Here is a 19,264-nt window from a genome sequence, read left to right as displayed (position 1 = left end):
CCCTCATGCAAACCAGACGGGCGAAGACAATGCCGATTACGGTGACGACGCGCGAAGATATCAATCTCGATGCCGTTTTGCGCGTCGCCTGGAGAAACGACACGGTCGAAATCGGCGACAAGGCCTTGCAACGCATTGCCGAATGCCGCGCCTCGTTCCTGAAACTCATTGAGTCCGATCCGCCGCCGGTCATCTACGGCGTCACCACCGCGATGGGCGAGCTGGCAAGCCGCAAGCTCGAACTTGACGAGCGCGACCGCCATGCGCGCATCAAGGCTTTTGCTGCCGCCACATCGTTCGGTGAGCCATTGCCTGAGCGCGTCGTAAGGGCGATCGTGTTGGCGCGGCTGACCAACTTTATCGAAGGCAATGCCGCGACCACGCCGCGCATCGCACGGGCGGTCGCGGCGATGCTCGACGGCGGCCCGATGCCGGTGGTGCCGTCGCAAGGGCAGGGTGGCGCCGGCGAGATCCTGGCGCTCTATCCGCTGTTTGCTGCGCTTACCGCCAGCCTTGAGCTTGAGGTGAAGGAGCGCGGTTCGCTGATCAACGGCTCGCCCTGCGCGGCGGCACTGGTGGCGGACGCAGCACTTGCCGCGCGTCGTCGCCTCGCCATGGCGCACAAGGTGTTCGCGCTGTCGATCGAAGCGTTTCGTGCGCCGCTCGAGCATTATGATGCAGCGCTCGACGGGCTCTGGGGCGACGAACACGAAGCGGCCGCCTTGCAAGGGTTGCGGCAGTTTCTGGTCGGCGCAGGGGATGGACGGCGCAATTATCAGGCGCCGGTCAGCTACCGCATCGTGCCGCGTGTGCTCGGCCATGCGCATCGGGCGCTGGCCGGCGCCGAGCAGGCGGCGACCGTATCGCTGGCCTCGATCTCGGACAATCCAGTCTATATCCCGCCCGACGCGGCGCACCCGCTGGGGCGCTGCATCTCGACCGGCGGCTATCACAATGCCATGGCGACGCCGGCGCTCGACGATCTGGCGGCGATCTGGGCCGATCTCTGCCTGCTCTGCGACCGCCACGCCTCAAAGCTGCTGAACGGCAAGGTGTCGCTGCTGCCCGACCTGTTGATGACCGGGCGGCATTGGGCCGACAGCGACGGGCACGGCAATGTCGGCTATGTGCCGATGGCGATCACCGGCTATCTCGAACAGGCCAAACTCGCGGCGCAGCGCACCTTCATTCCGGGCACCGAATCGGCCGGCGCCGGCCAGGACGACGTCGCCACCACCGCATTCTTCGCCTGGACCAAGGAAGCGACGGCCGGCCGCTGCCTCGATGCGGCAATGGCGATGCTGGCCATGATCGCCTCGCAGGCCCTGTACGTGACTGAACGCGCCGCGCCGCCGGCATTGCAGGATTTTGTCGCGGATATCAGGAAGATCGTGCCGCCGGTCGACGCCGACCGGGTGCTGGGGCCGGAGCTGGCGAAATTGGCGGAGTGGTTTACCGGTCAAGTGTTTGAAGTGTAGGCCGTCGCCGCCAGTCCTCCTACGCCACGGCTTCGGAGGACACCCTTCGCTTTATCAAGCTCCTGGGTGGCCTGCCACCCGAAGCTCGATAGAGCGAAGGGTGGTGCGGATGAAGGGACTCGAACCCCCACGCCTTTCGGCACTGGAACCTAAATCCAGGGCGTCTACCAGTTCCGCCACATCCGCATTTGTCGGCAATCCCATGTAGCCATCATTCTGTCAATGTCGGGGCGAAAATGTCTGCCGTTGGGGCGGTCATTCGCTGCAACGCGAAGATGGTTGAAAATTGGCCTCGCCTGTGACAAAAGGCGTGTCAAATGTGACGGGACGCGCCGATCCGCTTCTGCAGAATGTGATAAGAAGTAGGAAAAACAAGAACTTATTCACATCTTGGAATGCAGTTTGGAAGAATTTGAGCCGTAATGTCGGTCAAATCGCCAGGTTCCGTACCAAAAGCCATTCCCGGCAAGATTGTACCGGCAGGCTGTGAACGGCAAGACGCCGTGGCAGCCTCTTTGGTGAAGATAAAGGTTTTACGATGCAGGTCACCGAAACGCTCAACTCCGGTCTCAAGCGCGAGATCAAGATCACCGTGCCGGCCGGTGATATGGAAGCCAAGCTGATGGCGCGGCTGTCCGACGCCAGGAACAAGGTCCGCATCAACGGCTTCCGTCCCGGCAAGGTGCCTGTGCAGCATTTGCGCAAGGTCTACGGCAAGTCGTTCATGGCCGAAGTGGTCAATGAGATCCTCAACGATTCGACCCGTTCGATCATCACGGGGCGCGGCGAAAAGGCCGCCATGCAACCTGAAGTGATCATGACGGAAGATGAGAAAGAGGCCGAGAAGATCCTGGCCGGCGGCGCCGACTTCGAATTCCGCCTCAACTACGAGGTCATCCCGGCGATCGAGATCAAGGATTTCTCCGACATCAAGGTGACGCGCCAGGTATTCGAAGTGCCGGACAGCGAGATCGACGAGCAGGTCCAGCGCGTTGCCGAATCGGCGCGCAGCTTCGAGCCGAAGACCGGCAAGGCCGCCGAAGGCGACCGCGTTTTGATCGACTATCTCGGCAAGATCGACGGCGAGGCCTTTTCCGGCGGCGCCGGCACCGACCAGCCGCTGGTTCTGGGTTCCAAGGAATTCATCCCGGGCTTCGAGGACCAGCTGATCGGCGCCAAGGCCGGCGACGAGAAGCAGGTCACGGTCACTTTCCCGGAAAACTACCAGGCAGCGCATCTGGCCGGCAAGGAAGCCACCTTCGACGTCACCGTCAAGGAAGTGTCCAAGCCCGGCGCGCTGGAAATCAACGACGAGATGGCCAAGAACCTCGGCCTGGAATCGCTGGAGCGCCTGCGCGACGTGGTGCGCGGCCAGATCGAGAACCAGTTCGGTTCGATGACCCGCCAGAAGGTCAAGCGCCAGCTGCTCGACCAGCTTGACGCGGCCTATTCGTTCGAGGCGCCGTCGAAGCTCGTCGATGCCGAGTTCAACAACATCTGGACCCAGGTCAACCGCGATCTCGAAGCCGCCGGCCGTACCTTCGCCGACGAGGAGACGACGGAAGAAGAGGCACGCGCCGAATATCTGCGGCTTGCCGAGCGCCGCGTGCGTCTCGGCCTGGTTTTGGCCGAGATCGGCGAGAAGGCCGGCGTCACCGTTTCCGACGAGGAACTGCAGCGCGGCCTGTTCGAGCAGGTGCGCCGCTACCCGGCCAACCAGCAGCAGGAAGCCTTCGAGTTCTATCGCAGCAATCCGGAAGCCCTGAACACGCTGCGCGCGCCGATGTTCGAGGAGAAGGTCGTCGACCATCTGCTCAGCCAGATCTCGGTCACCGACGTCAAGGTCAGCAAGGAAGAGCTGATGGCTGACGACGAAGAGGGCGATACCGCCAAGGCCAAGCCGGCGAAGAAGGCCGCTGCCAAGAAGGCCGACAAGGCTGAAAAGGCCGACGACGCGGAAGAGCCGAAGAAGAAGGCAGCCCCGAAGAAGAAGGCCGCCAAGGACGCCGAATAAGCGTCTGACGACAAGATCAGAAAAGGCCGCCCTCGAGGCGGCCTTTTTCGTTGTGGCGGATGTGCCTTGAGCCACCGCAGCCCACCTGAACCTTTGTACGGTCGACCTGTTCTACCTACCGGCCAGATTCTGTGGTACACAGGTGGCGCAATTCCATCTGGGGAGGAGCGGAGAATCTATTCTGCCGTGCAGGGCGCATGCTGGTGCTACCGGCATGTGCAGACCGTCTGAGGAAAATTTGACGATCAGGGAGGAATGCCATGCGCTTGGTTGCGTTTTTCGCCGTCGTTTCCGTTGCAACTTTCATCGCCAATCCATCGCGGGCACAGGACGCCGCGGCGGGCGAGAAGGTCTTCACCAAATGCAAGGTCTGCCACGTCGCAGACCAAGACACCAACAAGATAGGCCCTTCGTTGCATGGCGTTATCGGCCGGACGGCCGGCACGCATCCGGATTTTAAATATTCCGAAGCCATGATCGCGGCCGGCACATCCGGCGTCAAATGGGATGAGCCGACACTGACGACGTATCTTCACGACCCCAAGGCAATGGTCAAAGGGACGAAGATGGCGTTTCCCGGCCTCAAGAAGGACGAGGACGTCGCCAACGTCATCGCCTATCTGAAGCAATTTTCCCCGTAACCTGGCTCTTCGGCCGGCCAGAGCGTTTCACCGTTTCACGGAAACGGCGATCCGCTCGATCTCTTTGTTCTTACGCAATTCCGGGCGGAACCCCATACACTTTCCTGGAATTGCTCTAGGCTGCCCGGTTTCCATCGATGGTCGTCTCAAATGTCGGTCAAGGAAAGCCTCAAGGATACCGGCGTCCGCCTCTCGGAAGCGACGGCCAGTGATTTCTTTGCGCTCTTGAAGCCTCGGGTCATGGCCCTTGCCGTGTTTACCGCCTTCGTCGGTCTGATGGTGGCGCCCGGCGCGATGAACCCGGTCATCGCCGTGATCGCCATAGGTGCGATTGCGGTTGGAGCGGGAGCGGCCGGCGCGCTCAACATGTGGTACGACGCCGACATCGACGCGCTGATGTCGCGCACGTCAAAGCGGCCGGTTCCGTCGGGCCGCGTCACGGCCGGCGAAGCGCTCGGCTTCGGCCTGGTGCTTTCCGCACTTTCGGTCATGACGCTCGGCGTGCTGGTGGGCTGGCTTGCCGCGTCACTGCTGGCCTTCACAATCTTTTTCTACGTCGTCATCTATACGATGTGGCTGAAGCGCTCGACGCCGCAGAACATCGTCATCGGCGGCGCAGCGGGTGCCCTTCCTCCGATGATCGGCTGGGCGGCGGCCACCGGCGCCATCGGCATTGAAAGCCTGATCCTGTTCCTGATCATTTTCCTGTGGACGCCGCCGCATTTCTGGGCGCTCGCACTGTTCAAGGCCGGCGACTATGCCGCTGCCGGCATCCCGATGATGCCGAACGTGGCCGGCCAGGCCTCGACCAGAAGGCAGATCTTCGCCTATTCACTGCTTCTGGCACCGATCGGAGTGCTGCCCTGGGCGTTCGAATTTACGAGCGGGGTCTATGGGATTGTTTCGGCTGCGTTGGGCGCGGGTTTCATGTGGCATGCCTGGAACGCCCTGGTCATCCTCGACAAGGAGATGAAGCCGGCCAAGGCGCTGTTTGCCTATTCGATCTTCTATCTTTTCGCGATCTTTGCCGTGCTGCTTGCCGATACCATCGCGATGCGCGCGTTCATGTCAGCCGGAGGGTGACGGCATGACGCTGTGTTCGGAAACTTCGCCTTCCGGGAGCCTTTTGTAAGAACGGGCGACAAGCTCCAGTCAATGGAGTATATTGATTGCGGTGCAGGTCGCGGTTCGCGTGGCCAGTCATGCAGAACGGCAGCACCGTGATACCGCGACCTTGCCGGACCTGGTCTGGAGGAACGGGCATGACAAGTTTTCACGTGATTGCAGGCGCCAGCGAAACGCTGGAACACACCAAAATCCGAAAAATCAGTGTTTCCGATCTTTTCGATGCGCTCAAGCGCGGTGTTGACGATTTTATGGTCAAACCGTCGCACATCGTCTTTCTCTGCCTGATCTATCCGCTTGTCGGCGTGGTGCTCGCTGCCTGGACTTCGGGTGCCAATGCGTTGCCGATGTTGTTTCCGCTGGTGTCCGGCTTTGCGCTTATCGGTCCATTCGCGGCGATCGGCCTTTACGAGATCAGCCGCAGACGAGAAGCCGGGCTCGACACCTCCTGGACGCACGCGTTCGAGGTCAGGAATTCTCCGGCCCTGCCAGCCATCGCCGCAGTCGGGATCATGCTGGTTGCAATCTTCATCGCCTGGCTTTTGGCGGCGCAGGTGTTCTACGAATATCTCTTCGGCCCGGCTCCGCCTGCATCGATTTCGGGCTTCATCAATGAAATATTTGCCACCGGACGCGGCTGGTCTCTGATTGTCCTGGGGCACGCCATCGGCTTCGTCTTCGCCGCGGTGGTGTTGTGCACGACGGTTGTCGCCTTCCCATTGCTGCTCGACCGCGACGTCGGCGCCTACGAAGCCATCCACACGTCGGTGCGAGCGGTGCTGGCGAACCCGATCCCGATGGCTGTCTGGGGACTGATTGTCGCCGTCGCCCTGATCATAGGCTCGCTGCCGGTGTTTGCCGGGCTGGCGGTCGTGCTGCCGATCCTGGGTCACGCCACCTGGCATGTCTACCGCAAGGTTGTGGAGCCGCCATCGTCCCCGACGCGGGTAGGCCTCTGACCCTGCAGATCAGCTGATGGGAAGCTTCATCTCCGGTCTTTGACCGGAGATGAAGACTGTGCGTCAGGGCCCCGGTCCGAAGAAGGACAACCGGGTGAGAAGCGTGTAGTCCGCTTCGAAGAGCATCATCGCCACGAACACCAATATCAGAAGTGGCGGCAGGATGATCGCATAGGTCAGGGCCAGCCGCTCCCAGGCCATGTGCATGAACACGGCGACGATCAGCCCGGCCTTGAGGATCATGAAGATCAGGATCAGAGACCATCTGAGATAGCCGTGGATGCCGAGATAATCGACCATGTAGGAGCAGGCGCTGAGGATGAACAGCCATGCCCAGACCACCAGATAGAGCTTGATCGGATGTTCCTGATGAACCTCCGCGACGCCGGTCGATGGCCCTTCATGCGCATGATCAGAGTGCAGCGCGTGTTGCCCGAGGCCGTTTGCGGTTGCTTCAGCCATGTCAGCCTCTCACCAAAGATAGAAGAATGCGAAAATGAACACCCAGACCAGGTCGACGAAATGCCAGTAGAGCCCCATGATTTCGACGTTCTCGTAGCGACCCCTGCGGCTGGTGAAGAAGCCGGGACGACCGACGTCGTAGTCTCCACGCCAGACCTTTCGCGCCACGATGATGAGGAAGATCACCCCGATCGTCACATGCGTGCCGTGGAAGCCGGTGATCATGAAGAAAGTCGAGCCGAATTGTGCCGCGCCCCAGGGATTGCCCCACGGCCGTACCCCTTCGGTGATCAACTTGGTCCATTCGAAGGCTTGCATGCCGACGAAGGTGGCTCCTAGCGCTGCCGTCAGAAGCATGAGGATTGCGGTTTTGCGGCGGTCGCGGCGATAGCCGAAATTGACCGCCATGGCCATCGTTCCGCTGCTCGATATCAGCACGAAGGTCATGATGGCAATCAGGATCAGTGGAATGTCCGAACCGCCGATGCGAAGCGCAAAGACCTCGCTCGGATTGGGCCACGGCACACGTGTGGAGACGCGCGCGGTCATGTAGGAGAGCAGGAAGCAGCCGAAGATGAAGGTGTCGCTGAGCAGGAAGATCCACATCATGGCCTTGCCCCAGGACACGTTCTTGAACGCGCGCTGATCCGAGGACCAGTCGGCGGCAATGCCTTGCCAGCCTGCGGGCCGCGTCTCCGTTTGGCCGGTATGCGTCAGTGTCGTTTCTGCCATGCTCCTCGACCTCCTAGGTCAGCAACTGCCGGCAAATATCGATGAACGTCGCGGCCCAGCCGGCTAAAAGAGCGAAGATGGCGAGCCAGACGAAAAGCAGGAAATGCCAGTACATGGCGCATAATTCGACGCTGAGGCGAAGCCGTTCCGGCCGTGCACCGTTCCAGGCGCCGGCGGTTGTCCTGCTCAGGCCCACCAGCCCTCCCACGATATGCAGGCCGTGCATCCCGGTTATCAGGTAGAAAAAACTGTTGGCCGGATTGGAGGCCAGAAAATAACCATCGGCGGTCAGGTCCCGCCATGCCATGAGTTGCCCGATGAGGAAGGCGATCGCGGTGAGCCCAGCCGCGGCAAGGCCGAGCCTGACCGTGTCCATCTGGCGCTTGCGCGCCGCGATCGAGGCGCATTGCAGCGCGATGCTGCTCAGCACCAGCATGCCGGTGTTGAGCCAGAGCAGGCGTGGGATGGGCAGCGGCTGCCAGTCCGACAGCGCCATACGCATGAAGTAGGCGCTGGTGAACAGCGCAAACAGGCAGCCGACGACGGCGAGGAAGACGCCGAGGCCAATCTTGGCGGTCGGCAGGCTCGATCGGTCGAAGGCGACAAAATCTCCTGCCACACCTTGCTCGAGCCATGGTTTCGCCATCAGCCGCTGATGCGAGAGCCACCAGCCGGCAAAGCCGGCGATCACGAGAAGGAAGACCAGGATGACGCTCATGCCGGCTCCCTGGAGGGGCCGAACGTGCCCGGCATGTTTTGCGGAATGAAGTCCTCCTTGGCGCCGGGCACGCTGTAGTCATAGGCCCAGCGATAGACGATCGGCAGATCCTTGCCGAAATTGCCATGCGCCGGTGGCGTCTGCGGCGTTTGCCATTCGAGTGTCGTGGCTCGCCATGGATTGCCACCGGCCTCGCGCCCATGGCGGATGCTCCAGATAAGATTGAACAGGAAAACGATCTGGGCGAAGCCGACGATAAACGCCATGATGCTGATGAACGAGTTCAGGTGATGCGCCGACTCCGTCATGACCGTCACGTCGGTCAGTTCGGCATAGCGCCGCGGCACGCCCATCAGGCCGATGTAATGCATGGGAAAGAAGATCAGGTAGGCGCCGAGAAATGTGACCCAGAAATGGAACCGGCCGAGCGTCTCGTTCAGCATTCGGCCGGTGACCTTCGGGTACCAGTGGTAGATCGCGCCGAAGATGACGACGATCGGAGCAACACCCATGACCATATGGAAGTGAGCGACGACGAACATCGTGTCCGACAGCGGGACGTCGACGACGACGTTGCCGAGAAACAGCCCGGTCAACCCGCCATTGACGAAGGTGACGATGAAAGCCATGGCAAACAGCATCGGTATGGTGAGATGGATGTCGCCCCGCCACAGCGTCAGCACCCAATTGTAGACCTTGATCGCCGTCGGGATGGCGATGATCAGTGTCGTGGTGGCGAAGAAGAAGCCGAAATAGGGGTGCATGCCGCTGACATACATGTGGTGCGCCCAGACCACGAAGCTCAGCGCGCCGATGCCAACGATGGCCCAGACCATCATCCGGTAGCCAAAAATGTTCTTGCGCGCATGCGTGCTGATCAGATCGGAGACGATGCCGAAGGCCGGCAGCGCCACGATGTAGACTTCCGGGTGGCCGAAGAACCAGAACAGATGCTGGAACAGGATCGGGCTGCCGCCATTGTGCTGTAGCTGTTCCCCCATCTCGACGACCGCGGGCATGAAAAAGGAGGTTCCAAGCGCGCGGTCAAGCAGCATCATCACGCAGGCGACGAACAGCGCCGGAAAGGCGAGCAGCGCCATGACGGTGGCGGTGAAGATGCCCCAGACGGTCAGCGGCAGGCGCATCATCGTCATGCCGCGCGTGCGGGCCTGCAGCACCGTCACGACATAGTTCAGACCGCCCATGGTGAAGCCGATGATGAACAGGATCAGCGAAACGAGCATCAGGATGATGCCCCATTCCTGGCCGCCAGGTGTGCCGGTCATGATGGCTTGCGGCGGATAGAGCGTCCAGCCGGCGCCGGTCGGTCCGCCGGGCGCAAAGAAGCTCGACACCAGCACCAGCACGGCAAGGAGGTAGATCCAGTAGCTCAGCATGTTGACATAGGGAAAGACCATGTCGCGGGCGCCGACCATCAGCGGGATCAGGTAGTTGCCGAAGCCGCCGAGGAAGAGTGCCGTGAGCAGGTAGATCACCATGATCATGCCGTGCATGGTGATGAACTGGTAGTAGGCCTCGGGGGTGATGAAATCGAACGTGCCGGGGAAGCCGAGCTGCAGCCGCATCAGCCAGGACAGCACCAGCGCGACCAGGCCGATGGCCGTTGCGGTCGCCGAATACTGGATGGCGATGACCTTGGCGTCCTGCGAGAAGACATACTTCGTCCACCAGCTGTGCGGATGGTAAAGCTCCATTTCCGCGACTTCGGCGGGCGGGACGGCATCTGCAGGCGTGATATCGACCATAGGCGGAGCACCTCCGTGCCCTTCAGCGGGACCCGACAGTTTCGAGTTTTGCCGCAACTTCTAGAGCTGACGCCGTCGCGTTGCCCGGCGCCTGTTCCACCGAGCCCGTCTGCTGCGGCGCCGACAATTGCGCGAACGTCTGCTGCTGGTCGAGCCAGGCCACATAGTCCTGCTCGGTATCGACCATGACGATGCCATGCATCATCGGGTGCCCCTGGCCGCACAGTTCGGCGCACAGAACCTGGAAGGTCCCGGTCTTGGTGGGGGTGAACCAGAAATAGGTGACCGAGCCCGGTATCATGTCCATCTTGGCGCGGAATTCCGGAACGTAGAAATCGTGCAACACATCGATCGAGCGCAGCAGCATCTTGACCGGCTTGCCGACCGGCAGATGCAGGTCGGCCGCTTCGACCACGACGTCGTCCTGGCCGCTGGGATCCTTGGCGATCACGCCCAGCGGATTTTCAGCGGTGACGTCGCGGGTGTCGGATGTGCCGAGTTTGCCGTCCTTGCCGGGCAAGCGGAAACTCCACTGCCATTGCTGGCCGACGACTTCGACCACGGTTGCGTCGCTTGGAACATTGACGAACCGGCTCCAGACAAACAGGCCGGGAACCAGCATGGCGGTAACACCCACTCCGGTGACGATCGTCAGCCACCATTCGAGCCGCTTGTTCTCCGGTTCGTAGGCCGCCTGGTTGCCTTCGCGGTGACGGAAGCGGAAGACGCAATAGGCCATGAATAGGACGACCGCGGCGAAGACGACGCCGGTGATCCAAAAGGTGATGATGATGGTGTTGTCGATATAGTCCCAATTCGAGGCAATCGGAGTCCACCACCATGGGCTCAGGAAGTGGAACAACACCGAGCCCACGACGATCAAAACGAGTACAACCACTATGGGCATGTCCCGTTCCTCCCGGTATTTCAGGGGGCGCGAAGCCGTCCCGGGAAAATACCAAGTGCATCATGCGTGATTTGCGATCGAAATTCTAGAGCCGGTTGTGGAAGGAGCGAAAAATTGCTTCTGCGGCGCCCGGACCTTGCTTCGTTGGTGATGTCGGAGCGACACCTGACCCCCCAAATCAGGGAGGGCAGGGGCTGGTTTGATTCGGCTTGCCTTGTTCCAGCGGGATCAAAGCGCCTTGATGATGATGCACCCGGCCAAAAGCAGCACGACGCCGGCGAGCCGCATGCCGGAGACAAGCCGCTGCGGCAGGCGGAACCAGCCGAAGGTGTCGACGAAGATGCCGGCGACCTGCTGGCCGGCCACCGTCAGGCTGACGGCAGCTGCCGCTCCGATGACGGGGATGGCAGTGAACACGGTCGTGACATAGGTGGCGCCGGCAAAACCTCCGAGCCAACCCCACCAGGGCATCGACGACAGGCCGGCGAGGCGAGGGCGGGGCGTCTTCGTCAGGGCAAGCGCGATCAGAAGCACCGCGGCCATGGCCAGCATCGCCACCAGGAACGAGATGGTGCCGACCGCAAACGGCGCGCCGCCAAGGTCGTGCCGAAGCAAGGCGTTTATAGCGCCTTGCACCGGAAGCACGGCGCCTGCCAGCAGCGCCAGTCCGATCCACCCTGGTCTTGAGGATGCGGTATTGTCGGCCGCGCCCTTCTGTCCCAGAACGATGAGGGCAGCACCGGCAAGCACAACCAGCATGCCGAAGGCAGGCCCGGCTCGCAGTCCGGCTTCGGGGATCCCGAGCCAGCCGAACGTGTCGAGGGCGAAGGATGCAAGCATCTGCCCGGCGATGAAGAGCCCGACGGACACGACGGCGCCAAGGCGAGGGAACAGAAGAATGGTCGAAACGACGTAGAAGGCCGAAGCCATGCCGCCGATCGCATGCCACCATTCGGCTTGCCGAACGGCAAGCAGAGCCGGTGTCGTTCCGGTGAGGGCCGTGATCGACAACAGCACGATGGCGCCGACCGCGAGCTGAAGCGTGGTCGCGGCAAAGGGTGAGCCGACCGCCTTTGAAAGTTGGGCATTGGCGCCGGCTTGCACCGCAAGCAGGCCACCGGCGACAAGCGCCAGAGGGATGAAGAGGATTTCCACGATCGTATTCCTTGAATGCGAGGTGCGGCGGCTAGGGCATGATCCCAAAAAGTGGGTGCCGGTTTTTGGAAAAGATCATGCTACAACAAAGGGTTAGGTCATGATGAGATTTCAACCAAATCTCATCATGATCTAAGCGGCAGCCGATGCTTCGGGCAGGGCGGGAACGGCAATGCCTCTGACAACTGCGGAGCGTCGGCCTATGGCGGCATACCAACGCGCCAGGTCTGGCGCGTCATCGAGGCTGAGGCCGAGCCTGGTGACGGCCGCGTTGATCCATGGCCATGTCATTACATCGGCGATGCCGTAGCTTTTGCCGACAATGTGCTCATGGTGCTTTAGCCGGCTATCGAGAACGCGGAAGACACGTCCGGTTTCGCGCTCAAAACGCTCGATCACGTAAGGGATTTTTTCCGGCGCGAAGACTTTGTAATTCCACAATTGGCCAAGCGTCGGGCCGACATGGGCCGCCTGGAACAAGGTCCAGGTCAGCGTATCGTCCGCTTCCTGCGCGCCCACCGGCTGAAGCTTGCCCGACCGTCGCGCCAGGTAGTGTAGGATGGCGCCGGATTCGAAGACCGTGCGGCCGGCGTCCCGGTCGACGATCACCGGGATCTTGTTGTTGGGATTGAGCGCCAGGAAATCAGGCTTGGTCTGGTCGCCCCTTTCGATGTCGACCAAGCGGACCGAGTAGGGCAGGCCGACCTCTTCCAGCATGATCGAGGCCTTGTGCCCGTTGGGTGTCTGGCAGGTGTAGAGTTCTATCGGCGTCATGGCTCTTCTCCGCGACTGTTTCTTTGTCGTCGGACTCCATATGGCGTGCGTGCATGCGCAGATCGACATGCCGATTCGCCCGCTTGCTCTGCGTTTTTGCACAGCGAAGCGTCATTTTGACTCGCAGAGCGCATCGCTTTCTTTTATCTTTCTGCAAGAATGCACAGCTCACGCGATATCGACTGGGAAGATCTGCGCATGGTGCTGGCCGTCGCCGATGGCGCTTCGCTGGCGGCGGCGGCTCGGATCCTGGGCGTGAACCACACGACTGTGCTGCGGCGCGTCAACGCCTTCGAGGCGCGGCTGGGTATCCGCCTTTTCGATCGGCTGCCGACTGGCTATGCCCTCACCGCGGGCGGCGAGGAACTGCTGGGCGCGGCACGCACAATGGCCGAGACGGTCAATGAACTGGCGCGCAAACTGTCGGGGCAGGATCTCAGGTTCGAAGGCAGGTTGCGGGTCACCACCACCGACACGCTGATGGCGTCGGTGCTGCCGCCGATCCTGGCGGCGTTTCATAAGCTCCATCCCGGCATACGGGTCGAGGCGATGACGCAGAATTCCATCGCCAACCTGACGCAAAGGGATGCAGACGTGGCGATCAGGCCGGTGTCGCAACCGCAGGAAATCCTGGTGGGCCGGCGCATTTCGGGCGTCGCCTTCGCCGCCTACGCGACACGTTCCTACGCCGAAAAGCTACCCCCGGAGCCGAGACTGGGTGGGCTGCGCTGGATCGCGCCCGACGACAGCCTGGCCAACACCGGCGTCGCCCGCTGGATGCGGTCGTCGCTGCCCGATGTCGAGATCGCCATGCGCGCCGATTCCCTGGTGACGATGTCGCATGCGGCGGGCGCCGGAATCGGGGTTGCGGCGCTGCCCTGTTATCTCGGCGACAGCCTGCCCGGGCTTGTAAGGGTCGGAGGGCTGATCGAGGAGATCGGCTCGGCGCTATGGGTGCTGGTGCACGACGATTTGCGCCGCACGGCGCGCGTCCACGCCTTCACCAAATTCGTCTCCGGCGAATTGCAGCAGCGGCGCGACCTTCTTGAGGGCAGACTCGGCGCCGGAGCTTGAGACGCACGCCAGCTGACGCGCGGGCTCAGCTCCGCAAGAGGTTCCCAAGCTCGGCAACCGTCATCACGCGCCCGAACACCTTGCCTATGATGTCGAGGGTTGCATTGTGCGATGCCTCGTCCAGTCCGCCATTGGCGTCGCTGATGAAAGCCACCTTGTAGTCGCGCATGAAGGCGCTCCGCGCGGTGGATTCGCAGCAGACGCTGGTCACGGTGCCGATGATGATCACCGTGTCGACCCGGCCTGCGCCACGGATGTTGCGCAACACGGTCTCGAGCTGCGTGTTGTGGAAGGCATCGTAGCGGTGCTTTTTGATGACGACATCCCCAGGCAAGGGCGCAAGCGCGGCGACGATTTCGGCGCCGGCGCTGCCTTCCCGCATGCCTTTGGTTTTCAGCTTCGGCTGATAGCTGGTTCCAGCGGCGAGATATCGAAATGGTCGCTGAGCACATGCTGGGTGTAGATCACCGGGACGCCTTGCGCGCGGCAAAGCTCGACCACCTGCCGCATCGCCGGAATGCGATGGCGGGCCATGGCCACTTCCATGACGGCGCCCTCATCGACGAAGTCGCTTTGCATGTCGATGACCAGGAGGGCTGCGCGTGGCTTGTCGAACGGCCATGGTTCGTCGCCGGGCTGGGGCATTGCGTGTTTCCTGTTTCCGACGTTGATCAGGTGAGCAGCAGGCTCTTCATCGAGACATCGCAATTCCTGCCGATGACGATGTGATCGTGGATGGATGGAGAGATCAAGGTCGTGGCAATCTCGCAGCGAGTTCCGGGATTTGGTTTGGGCGACTTGACGCGTCCTCGCTTGGCCTACGGGTCGATGACCGCGATCGCATCGATCTCTATCAGGTAGCCGGGAGACATCACCGCTATCCCGACCACTACGTTTGCCGGCTTGTGATCGCCGAACAGCTCGATCTGGGCCGCTTCGATGATCGGCACGTGTTCGTCGCGTTTGTAATCGACGATGTAGATCGTGATCTTGCAGACTTGCTCGGGCCGAGCGCCGGCGGCAGCAAGCGCACGGCCAAGATTCCCGAACGCCAGGCGCGCCTGGACTGCGAAATCACCATGGCCAACGAGCTTGCCGTGTATGTCTTCTGGCTGCTGGCCCGAGACGAACACCAGCTTGCTTCCTGTCGCAACGACGACCTGGGAGTACATTTCCGGAATCGGCAGATCATTTGGATTTATGCATTCGAGCGTCATTGAATAGATCTCCTGCAATGGCTGACGGGAACTGGCTGCTTCGTATTCGCGAGTCTACGACATTGTCGCCGAAGCGGGCGCTTCCGTCACAATATCACTTCTACACCGCAAGCGTGGGCGTTTGAGCCAAGCCGGAATGTTGCTGATTGGCTCGCGAGCGGTGGCGTTTGGGTTGACGGCGCCGGCGAGCGTCGGGCTCAGATCAGCAGCAGGCCCTTCATCGAGGCATTGCCTTTCTTGCCGATGATGATGTGGTCGTGGACGGCGATGCCGAGCGGCTTGGCGCTGTCGATGATCTGCTTGGTCATTTCGATGTCCGCACGCGATGGTGTCGGATCGCCGGAAGGGTGGTTATGCACCAGGATGACGGCGCTGGCCGACAGTTCCAGCGCGCGCTTGATCACTTCGCGCGGATAGACCGGCGTGTGGTCCACGGTGCCGACCTGCTGTACCTCGTCGGCGATCAGCACGTTCTTCTTGTCGAGGAACAGGATGCGGAAATGTTCGCGGTTCTCGAACGCCATCGCCGAGCGGCAGTACGCAAGAAGCTGCGTCCAGTTGGACAGCACCTCGCGGTCGCGAACCTCGGTCCGCGCCATGCGCTGCGCGGCAGCGGCAATCACCTTCAGGTCGACCGCCACGGCGGGGCCGATGCCCTTCACCTCCTGCAGCAGCGCCACCGGTGCGCCAAGCACTTCGCCAAAAGTGCCGAAGCGCGCCAAAAGCGCCTTGGCGATCGGCTTGGTGTCGACGCGCGGGATCAGGCGAAACAGCAGCAGTTCGAGAAGTTCGTAGTCGGGCAGGGCGTCCGCGCCGCCGGCAACGAAGCGCTCGCGCAAGCGGTCGCGATGGCCGTGATAGTGTGGCTTGTCCGTCGATTTGTCTCTTGGTGCCTTGTCCTTCGCCGGTGGTTCAAGCCACCGCTCGGAGAAGAACCCCCGTTCGTCGTCACCGCTGTTCCCCATCGACCCCCCACACTCCCCGAAGGCTTCGACGGCAGATTAGAGCGGTAAGCAGCGCGCGGTCGAGTTTTTTCGGCGACGGCGCCTCAAAGCCGCGGCTTGAGGCGATCTTGTTTTCAGCTGACCGGCGGCAGGCCGGGGCGGTCGAGCTTGTTTGGCGACAGGGTGAAAATCTCGCAGCCAGTTTCGGTGACGCCGATCGTGTGTTCGTACTGCGCCGACAGCGAGCGGTCGCGCGTCACCGCCGTCCAGCCGTCCGACAGCACTTTCACATGCGGCCGGCCAAGATTGATCATGGGCTCGATGGTGAAGATCATGCCCGGCCGCATCTCGACGCCTTCCGAGGCGGTGCCATAGTGCAGGATGTTGGGTGCGTCGTGGAACAGCTGGCCAACGCCGTGGCCGCAGAAATCGCGCACCACCGAGCAGCGCTCTGCCTCGGCATAGGTCTGGATGGCGGCGCCGATGGCGCCGGTGCGGGCGCCGGGCCGGACCGCCGCGATGCCGCGCATCAGGCACTCGTGGGTGACTTCGAGCAGGCGTTCGGCGGCGCGCTTGATGGTGCCGACGGGATACATGCGCGAGGAATCCCCGTGCCAGCCGTCGAGGATGTAGGTGACATCGATGTTGACGATGTCGCCATCCTTCAACGGCTTGTTGTCTGGAATGCCGTGGCAAACGACGTGGTTGATCGAGGTGCAGGACGATTTGGTGTAGCCGCGGTAGTTGAGCGTCGCCGGTAGCGCGCCTTGGTCCATGCCGAATTCGAAGACGAAACGGTCGATGGTCTCGGTGGTGACACCCGGCTGGACCATCGGCACCAGTTCATCGAGGCAGCGCGCGGTGAGATCGCAGGCCTTGCGCATGCCGGCAAATCCTTCTTCGGCATAGAGGCGGATCTGGCCGGTATTCCTGAGGGGTGCCGTGGCGGCGTCGAGATAGGTGACCATAGTGTCCGTTTGCCTGTAAGCGGGCGGCGCATACCAGCCCGTTAGAAAATTTCCTCAGATTTGGCACTGCAAGCCGCAAGGTTCAAGGAAGAACTGCCGGCAATGGACTGATACTGGCGATATTCCTAGCTTGCGCGGCCGCTCAGATGACATCCAGGTGCGCGATCTCCTCCGAATGCCGAGATCGCACTGACGACACATTTTCGCGCAAAAGCAGCCAAAGCAACTTTTGACGACGAACGGCGTTGCTGTGGTCGACGCCAGTTCGGGAGATATAGAATGGACAGATTGCAATTCGAGGTGCCGGTGCGCATCGCGCCCGCGCCCGGGCTGCCGGTAGAGGAAATATACAGCGTCGAACAGGCGCTGGATATCCTGCATGACTGGCCAAAGAAGCGACAGGGCAAGGTCTATGAGGCGGCGTTCAATGCCTGCTTCGGGGCCACGGTGGATGTGGTCAAGACTGAGGATGCCTGGCGCGCCTTCATGGCGTTTTGCCGGGTCAGTGGCCTGCTGGCCAGGGATATGATGGTTACGGCCAAGCGCGCCGGCGAGGCGAGGGGCCTGAGGGTCTAGAGTTCTGCTTGGCCTGGAGGCCGGCCAACCGACTCGTTCCAATCGGCGCGGACTCCGCGGCGTTAAGGTTCCGTTTCCGACTTCACAGCTAGGCATGAGCCATAGAGCAGCGTCTGATTCGTTGCGTCGGTTTCATGGTGCAGAACATGTCTTCAGCCAATGTGCGTACCTTCCCGCTAGATCGGCAGACCGTGCTGGTGCGCGAGGTCGCCGCAAGGCTGGGCAGACTGCACGGCGACACGGCCACGTCGTTCTGGAAGGCCACGGCGCGCGAACTCCTCGACAAGGCGGTCGCGGCCGGCTGCGATGCGGCTTCGGCGGCCAACGATGTCCGCCGGTTTTTTGCCGCGGTCCAGGACGAGATGCATTTCAAGGCGGACGATGCCGCACCAGGGCAGCGCCGGACGCGCACCCGCCCCTAGCCTCAAAACACACGCGCTCATCATTGTGTGGCCAACCGTGGACCGGTCTTGGCGTCGACGGATCTCGGGTCCTACGCTGTCGATTGTGCCGTCCCAGCCACGGCGAGCGCCTTGTTGAACGCGAGACAGGCGATGAAATACTGGTCGCGCTCGGCCCTGGCGACGTCGGTCATCGCCAAGGAAATCGTCGAGCGCTATGGCGGGACTATCATGCCGGAGACCTGCCTGACGGATGGCTTTTGCAGATGGTGGGATCGACGCGGTTTAGCGCAAGGCGTCGGCCTCTCGGCCATCCCTGTGCCGACCCGATCCGAATCGGCTATGCCTGCGCGATGCAGGAAACGTCTCTCTACATCCCGGTGAAGCGGTTTCTCGAGAGCCTGGAGTTCACGGTCAAGGGCGAAGTCGGCCACTGCGATATCGTGGCGGTGCGCGACGGCGAGCCGCCTGTGCTGGTCATCTGCGAACTGAAATTGCAGTTCAACCTCGAACTGGTGCTGCAAGGTGTCGATCGCGCCGCGGCATGCGACGAAGTGTGGCTGGCGGCGCGCATGTCGGCGCGTGGCAAGGGCCGCGAGCACGACCGCCGTTTTCGCGCGCTGTGCCGGCGGCTCGGCTTCGGGCTTCTGGCTGTCAGCGGCAAGGGGGAGGTCGAATTGCTGCTCAGCCCGGCGGCTCTGCCGCCGCGCCGCGATCCGAAGCGCCGCTCCCGGCTGATGGAGGAACACCGGCGCCGGCGCGGCGATCCGGTGGTCGGCGGCGGTTCGCGCGCGCCGATCATGACCGCCTACCGGCAGGATGCGCTGGCCTGCGCCGCAGCCATGACCGACGGGCCGAAACGCCCGCGCGATCTGAAAGCGATTTCGCCACGCGCGCCCAGCATCCTCTTGGACAATGTCTATGGCTGGTTCGCCAGGGCCGAGCGCGGCGTCTACGCGCTGACCGAGGGTGGCCACGCGGCGTTACAGCGCTGGCCGCAGGTAGCGCACGACCAAGGGTGAGTGCCGGAGATTGCCGCGAGCAGGCGCCGAGGGAAACCTCGGCACGGCAGCCGCTGTTCGCCGTTTCAACCGATTCGCCGCGCCACCGTTCCAGCCGCTGCTAGTTCGGCGGCTGCCGCGAGGCTTCTTGTTTTCCTGAAAGATCTGGTACGCCCAAGGGGAATCGAACCCCTGTTACCGCCGTGAAAGGGCGGTGTCCTAACCGCTAGACGATGGGCGCGCTCAGACGAAGCGGCTTATAATTGCGTTGTTGCCAACCGGCAACCCATCAGCCGCCAGATGCGGAAACTTTTTTCAAGAGGGGCGAAAAGGGCCAGTTTGGTGAGCCAGC

The 19,264-nt window shown here is 62.1% G+C and carries 21 protein-coding genes and 2 tRNA genes; 9 read left to right on the top strand and 14 right to left on the bottom strand.

Annotated features, from left to right (window positions below; translation table 11 throughout):
* Positions 1–29 precede the first annotated feature (29 nt).
* A complete protein-coding gene (locus NKI96_RS12320; RefSeq protein WP_023710679.1) occupies positions 30–1,478 on the top strand; it encodes an aromatic amino acid lyase in 1,449 nt (482 codons plus the stop codon).
* A gap of 101 nt (positions 1,479–1,579) precedes the next feature.
* Here NKI96_RS12320 and NKI96_RS12315 read toward each other — a convergent pair.
* Positions 1,580–1,664 (bottom strand) — tRNA-Leu (locus NKI96_RS12315).
* A gap of 352 nt (positions 1,665–2,016) precedes the next feature.
* Here NKI96_RS12315 and tig point away from each other — a divergent pair.
* From tig to NKI96_RS12295, 4 genes are all read left to right on the top strand, one after another.
* Positions 2,017–3,492 (top strand): trigger factor, encoded by a 1,476-nt coding sequence (gene tig / locus NKI96_RS12310; RefSeq protein ID WP_023697608.1) that lies wholly within the window; start codon positions 2,017–2,019, stop codon positions 3,490–3,492.
* Positions 3,493–3,752: 260 nt separating this feature from the next.
* A complete protein-coding gene (locus NKI96_RS12305) occupies positions 3,753–4,133 on the top strand; it encodes a c-type cytochrome (protein ID WP_023667668.1) in 381 nt (126 codons plus the stop codon).
* 150 nt (positions 4,134–4,283) lie between these two features.
* Positions 4,284–5,216, top strand: coding sequence for a heme o synthase (locus NKI96_RS12300; RefSeq protein WP_023710678.1), 933 nt, complete (start codon positions 4,284–4,286; stop codon positions 5,214–5,216).
* 179 nt (positions 5,217–5,395) lie between these two features.
* Positions 5,396–6,217 (top strand): DUF2189 domain-containing protein, encoded by an 822-nt coding sequence (locus tag NKI96_RS12295; RefSeq protein ID WP_023691119.1) that lies wholly within the window; start codon positions 5,396–5,398, stop codon positions 6,215–6,217.
* Positions 6,218–6,280: 63 nt separating this feature from the next.
* On the opposite strand, the gene NKI96_RS12290 is transcribed toward NKI96_RS12295, so the two are convergent.
* From NKI96_RS12290 to NKI96_RS12260, 7 genes are all read right to left on the bottom strand, one after another.
* A complete protein-coding gene (locus tag NKI96_RS12290) occupies positions 6,281–6,679 on the bottom strand; it encodes a cytochrome C oxidase subunit IV family protein (RefSeq protein ID WP_023667665.1) in 399 nt (132 codons plus the stop codon).
* A gap of 9 nt (positions 6,680–6,688) precedes the next feature.
* Positions 6,689–7,411, bottom strand: coding sequence for a heme-copper oxidase subunit III family protein (locus tag NKI96_RS12285; RefSeq protein ID WP_023667664.1), 723 nt, complete (start codon positions 7,409–7,411; stop codon positions 6,689–6,691).
* Between the two features lie 13 nt (positions 7,412–7,424).
* The gene (locus NKI96_RS12280) at positions 7,425–8,129 is read right to left on the bottom strand and encodes a cytochrome c oxidase subunit 3 (protein WP_023716233.1); all 705 of its coding nucleotides are present in this window, start codon (positions 8,127–8,129) and stop codon (positions 7,425–7,427) included.
* Entirely contained in the window at positions 8,126–9,895 is a 1,770-nt protein-coding gene (gene ctaD, locus NKI96_RS12275) for a cytochrome c oxidase subunit I (RefSeq protein WP_023681631.1), read from the bottom strand. The genes NKI96_RS12280 and ctaD overlap by 4 nt, the downstream gene beginning before the upstream one ends.
* Before the next feature lie 22 nt (positions 9,896–9,917).
* Positions 9,918–10,802, bottom strand: coding sequence for a cytochrome c oxidase subunit II (locus tag NKI96_RS12270; RefSeq protein ID WP_023667661.1), 885 nt, complete (start codon positions 10,800–10,802; stop codon positions 9,918–9,920).
* A gap of 228 nt (positions 10,803–11,030) precedes the next feature.
* Positions 11,031–11,957 (bottom strand): DMT family transporter, encoded by a 927-nt coding sequence (locus NKI96_RS12265; protein WP_352497791.1) that lies wholly within the window; start codon positions 11,955–11,957, stop codon positions 11,031–11,033.
* 132 nt (positions 11,958–12,089) lie between these two features.
* Complete coding sequence (locus NKI96_RS12260; protein WP_352497790.1) at positions 12,090–12,731, bottom strand: glutathione S-transferase family protein; 642 nt, start codon at positions 12,729–12,731, stop codon at positions 12,090–12,092.
* A gap of 159 nt (positions 12,732–12,890) precedes the next feature.
* Here NKI96_RS12260 and NKI96_RS12255 point away from each other — a divergent pair, with 159 nt between their 5' ends.
* A complete protein-coding gene (locus NKI96_RS12255) occupies positions 12,891–13,805 on the top strand; it encodes a LysR family transcriptional regulator (RefSeq protein ID WP_352804577.1) in 915 nt (304 codons plus the stop codon).
* A 25-nt stretch (positions 13,806–13,830) separates the two neighbouring features.
* Here the strand turns inward: NKI96_RS12255 and NKI96_RS12250 are convergent, their stop codons facing one another.
* From NKI96_RS12250 to map, 5 genes are all read right to left on the bottom strand, one after another.
* Positions 13,831–14,187 (bottom strand): cysteine hydrolase family protein, encoded by a 357-nt coding sequence (locus NKI96_RS12250; RefSeq protein WP_023729889.1) that lies wholly within the window; start codon positions 14,185–14,187, stop codon positions 13,831–13,833.
* 11 nt (positions 14,188–14,198) lie between these two features.
* Complete coding sequence (locus NKI96_RS12245) at positions 14,199–14,450, bottom strand: isochorismatase family protein (protein ID WP_023729888.1); 252 nt, start codon at positions 14,448–14,450, stop codon at positions 14,199–14,201.
* Positions 14,451–14,623: 173 nt separating this feature from the next.
* Positions 14,624–15,022 carry a RidA family protein gene (locus NKI96_RS12240; RefSeq protein WP_023681625.1) on the bottom strand — a complete coding sequence of 133 codons (399 nt, stop codon included), beginning with the start codon at positions 15,020–15,022 and terminating at the stop codon, positions 14,624–14,626.
* A 197-nt stretch (positions 15,023–15,219) separates the two neighbouring features.
* Positions 15,220–15,987 (bottom strand): RadC family protein, encoded by a 768-nt coding sequence (gene radC, locus NKI96_RS12235; RefSeq protein ID WP_023705983.1) that lies wholly within the window; start codon positions 15,985–15,987, stop codon positions 15,220–15,222.
* A gap of 113 nt (positions 15,988–16,100) precedes the next feature.
* Positions 16,101–16,934 (bottom strand): type I methionyl aminopeptidase, encoded by an 834-nt coding sequence (map, locus tag NKI96_RS12230; RefSeq protein ID WP_023705982.1) that lies wholly within the window; start codon positions 16,932–16,934, stop codon positions 16,101–16,103.
* Positions 16,935–17,213: 279 nt separating this feature from the next.
* Here map and NKI96_RS12225 point away from each other — a divergent pair, with 279 nt between their 5' ends.
* From NKI96_RS12225 to NKI96_RS12215, 3 genes are all read left to right on the top strand, one after another.
* On the top strand, positions 17,214–17,510 hold the full coding sequence (locus NKI96_RS12225) for a DUF982 domain-containing protein (protein ID WP_023667653.1): 297 nt from the start codon (positions 17,214–17,216) through the stop codon (positions 17,508–17,510).
* 146 nt (positions 17,511–17,656) lie between these two features.
* Positions 17,657–17,932, top strand: a complete 276-nt coding sequence (locus NKI96_RS12220; RefSeq protein WP_023681621.1) for a DUF6074 family protein — start codon at positions 17,657–17,659, stop codon at positions 17,930–17,932.
* Positions 17,933–18,264: 332 nt separating this feature from the next.
* A complete protein-coding gene (locus tag NKI96_RS12215; protein WP_023705981.1) occupies positions 18,265–18,933 on the top strand; it encodes a DUF2161 domain-containing phosphodiesterase in 669 nt (222 codons plus the stop codon).
* A gap of 145 nt (positions 18,934–19,078) precedes the next feature.
* On the opposite strand, the gene NKI96_RS12210 is transcribed toward NKI96_RS12215, so the two are convergent.
* A tRNA-Glu gene (locus NKI96_RS12210) sits at positions 19,079–19,153 on the bottom strand.
* Positions 19,154–19,264 lie beyond the last annotated feature (111 nt).

Origin of the sequence: Mesorhizobium sp. M0292 (assembly GCF_040321695.1) — a bacterium.
Classification (GTDB): Bacteria; Pseudomonadota; Alphaproteobacteria; order Rhizobiales; family Rhizobiaceae; genus Mesorhizobium.
Note: the sequence above shows the minus strand (reverse complement) of the source record. Positions and strands in the feature narration are given on the sequence as shown.

Bases quoted from the DNA above. Each gene is read 5' to 3' on its own strand.
- NKI96_RS12320 (WP_023710679.1), top strand. From the start codon at position 30: ATGCCGATTACGGTGACGACGCGCGAAGATATCAATCTCGATGCCGTT.
- tig (WP_023697608.1), top strand. From the start codon at position 2,017: ATGCAGGTCACCGAAACGCTCAACTCCGGTCTCAAGCGCGAGATCAAG.
- NKI96_RS12305 (WP_023667668.1), top strand. From the start codon at position 3,753: ATGCGCTTGGTTGCGTTTTTCGCCGTCGTTTCCGTTGCAACTTTCATC.
- NKI96_RS12300 (WP_023710678.1), top strand. From the start codon at position 4,284: ATGTCGGTCAAGGAAAGCCTCAAGGATACCGGCGTCCGCCTCTCGGAA.
- NKI96_RS12295 (WP_023691119.1), top strand. From the start codon at position 5,396: ATGACAAGTTTTCACGTGATTGCAGGCGCCAGCGAAACGCTGGAACAC.
- NKI96_RS12290 (WP_023667665.1), bottom strand. From the start codon at position 6,679: ATGGCTGAAGCAACCGCAAACGGCCTCGGGCAACACGCGCTGCACTCT.
- NKI96_RS12285 (WP_023667664.1), bottom strand. From the start codon at position 7,411: ATGGCAGAAACGACACTGACGCATACCGGCCAAACGGAGACGCGGCCC.
- NKI96_RS12280 (WP_023716233.1), bottom strand. From the start codon at position 8,129: ATGAGCGTCATCCTGGTCTTCCTTCTCGTGATCGCCGGCTTTGCCGGC.
- ctaD (WP_023681631.1), bottom strand. From the start codon at position 9,895: ATGGTCGATATCACGCCTGCAGATGCCGTCCCGCCCGCCGAAGTCGCG.
- NKI96_RS12270 (WP_023667661.1), bottom strand. From the start codon at position 10,802: ATGCCCATAGTGGTTGTACTCGTTTTGATCGTCGTGGGCTCGGTGTTG.
- NKI96_RS12260 (WP_352497790.1), bottom strand. From the start codon at position 12,731: ATGACGCCGATAGAACTCTACACCTGCCAGACACCCAACGGGCACAAG.
- NKI96_RS12255 (WP_352804577.1), top strand. From the start codon at position 12,891: ATGCACAGCTCACGCGATATCGACTGGGAAGATCTGCGCATGGTGCTG.
- NKI96_RS12250 (WP_023729889.1), bottom strand. From the start codon at position 14,187: ATGCGGGAAGGCAGCGCCGGCGCCGAAATCGTCGCCGCGCTTGCGCCC.
- NKI96_RS12245 (WP_023729888.1), bottom strand. From the start codon at position 14,450: ATGCCCCAGCCCGGCGACGAACCATGGCCGTTCGACAAGCCACGCGCA.
- NKI96_RS12240 (WP_023681625.1), bottom strand. From the start codon at position 15,022: ATGACGCTCGAATGCATAAATCCAAATGATCTGCCGATTCCGGAAATG.
- radC (WP_023705983.1), bottom strand. From the start codon at position 15,987: ATGGGGAACAGCGGTGACGACGAACGGGGGTTCTTCTCCGAGCGGTGG.
- map (WP_023705982.1), bottom strand. From the start codon at position 16,934: ATGGTCACCTATCTCGACGCCGCCACGGCACCCCTCAGGAATACCGGC.
- NKI96_RS12225 (WP_023667653.1), top strand. From the start codon at position 17,214: ATGGACAGATTGCAATTCGAGGTGCCGGTGCGCATCGCGCCCGCGCCC.
- NKI96_RS12220 (WP_023681621.1), top strand. From the start codon at position 17,657: ATGTCTTCAGCCAATGTGCGTACCTTCCCGCTAGATCGGCAGACCGTG.
- NKI96_RS12215 (WP_023705981.1), top strand. From the start codon at position 18,265: ATGCAGGAAACGTCTCTCTACATCCCGGTGAAGCGGTTTCTCGAGAGC.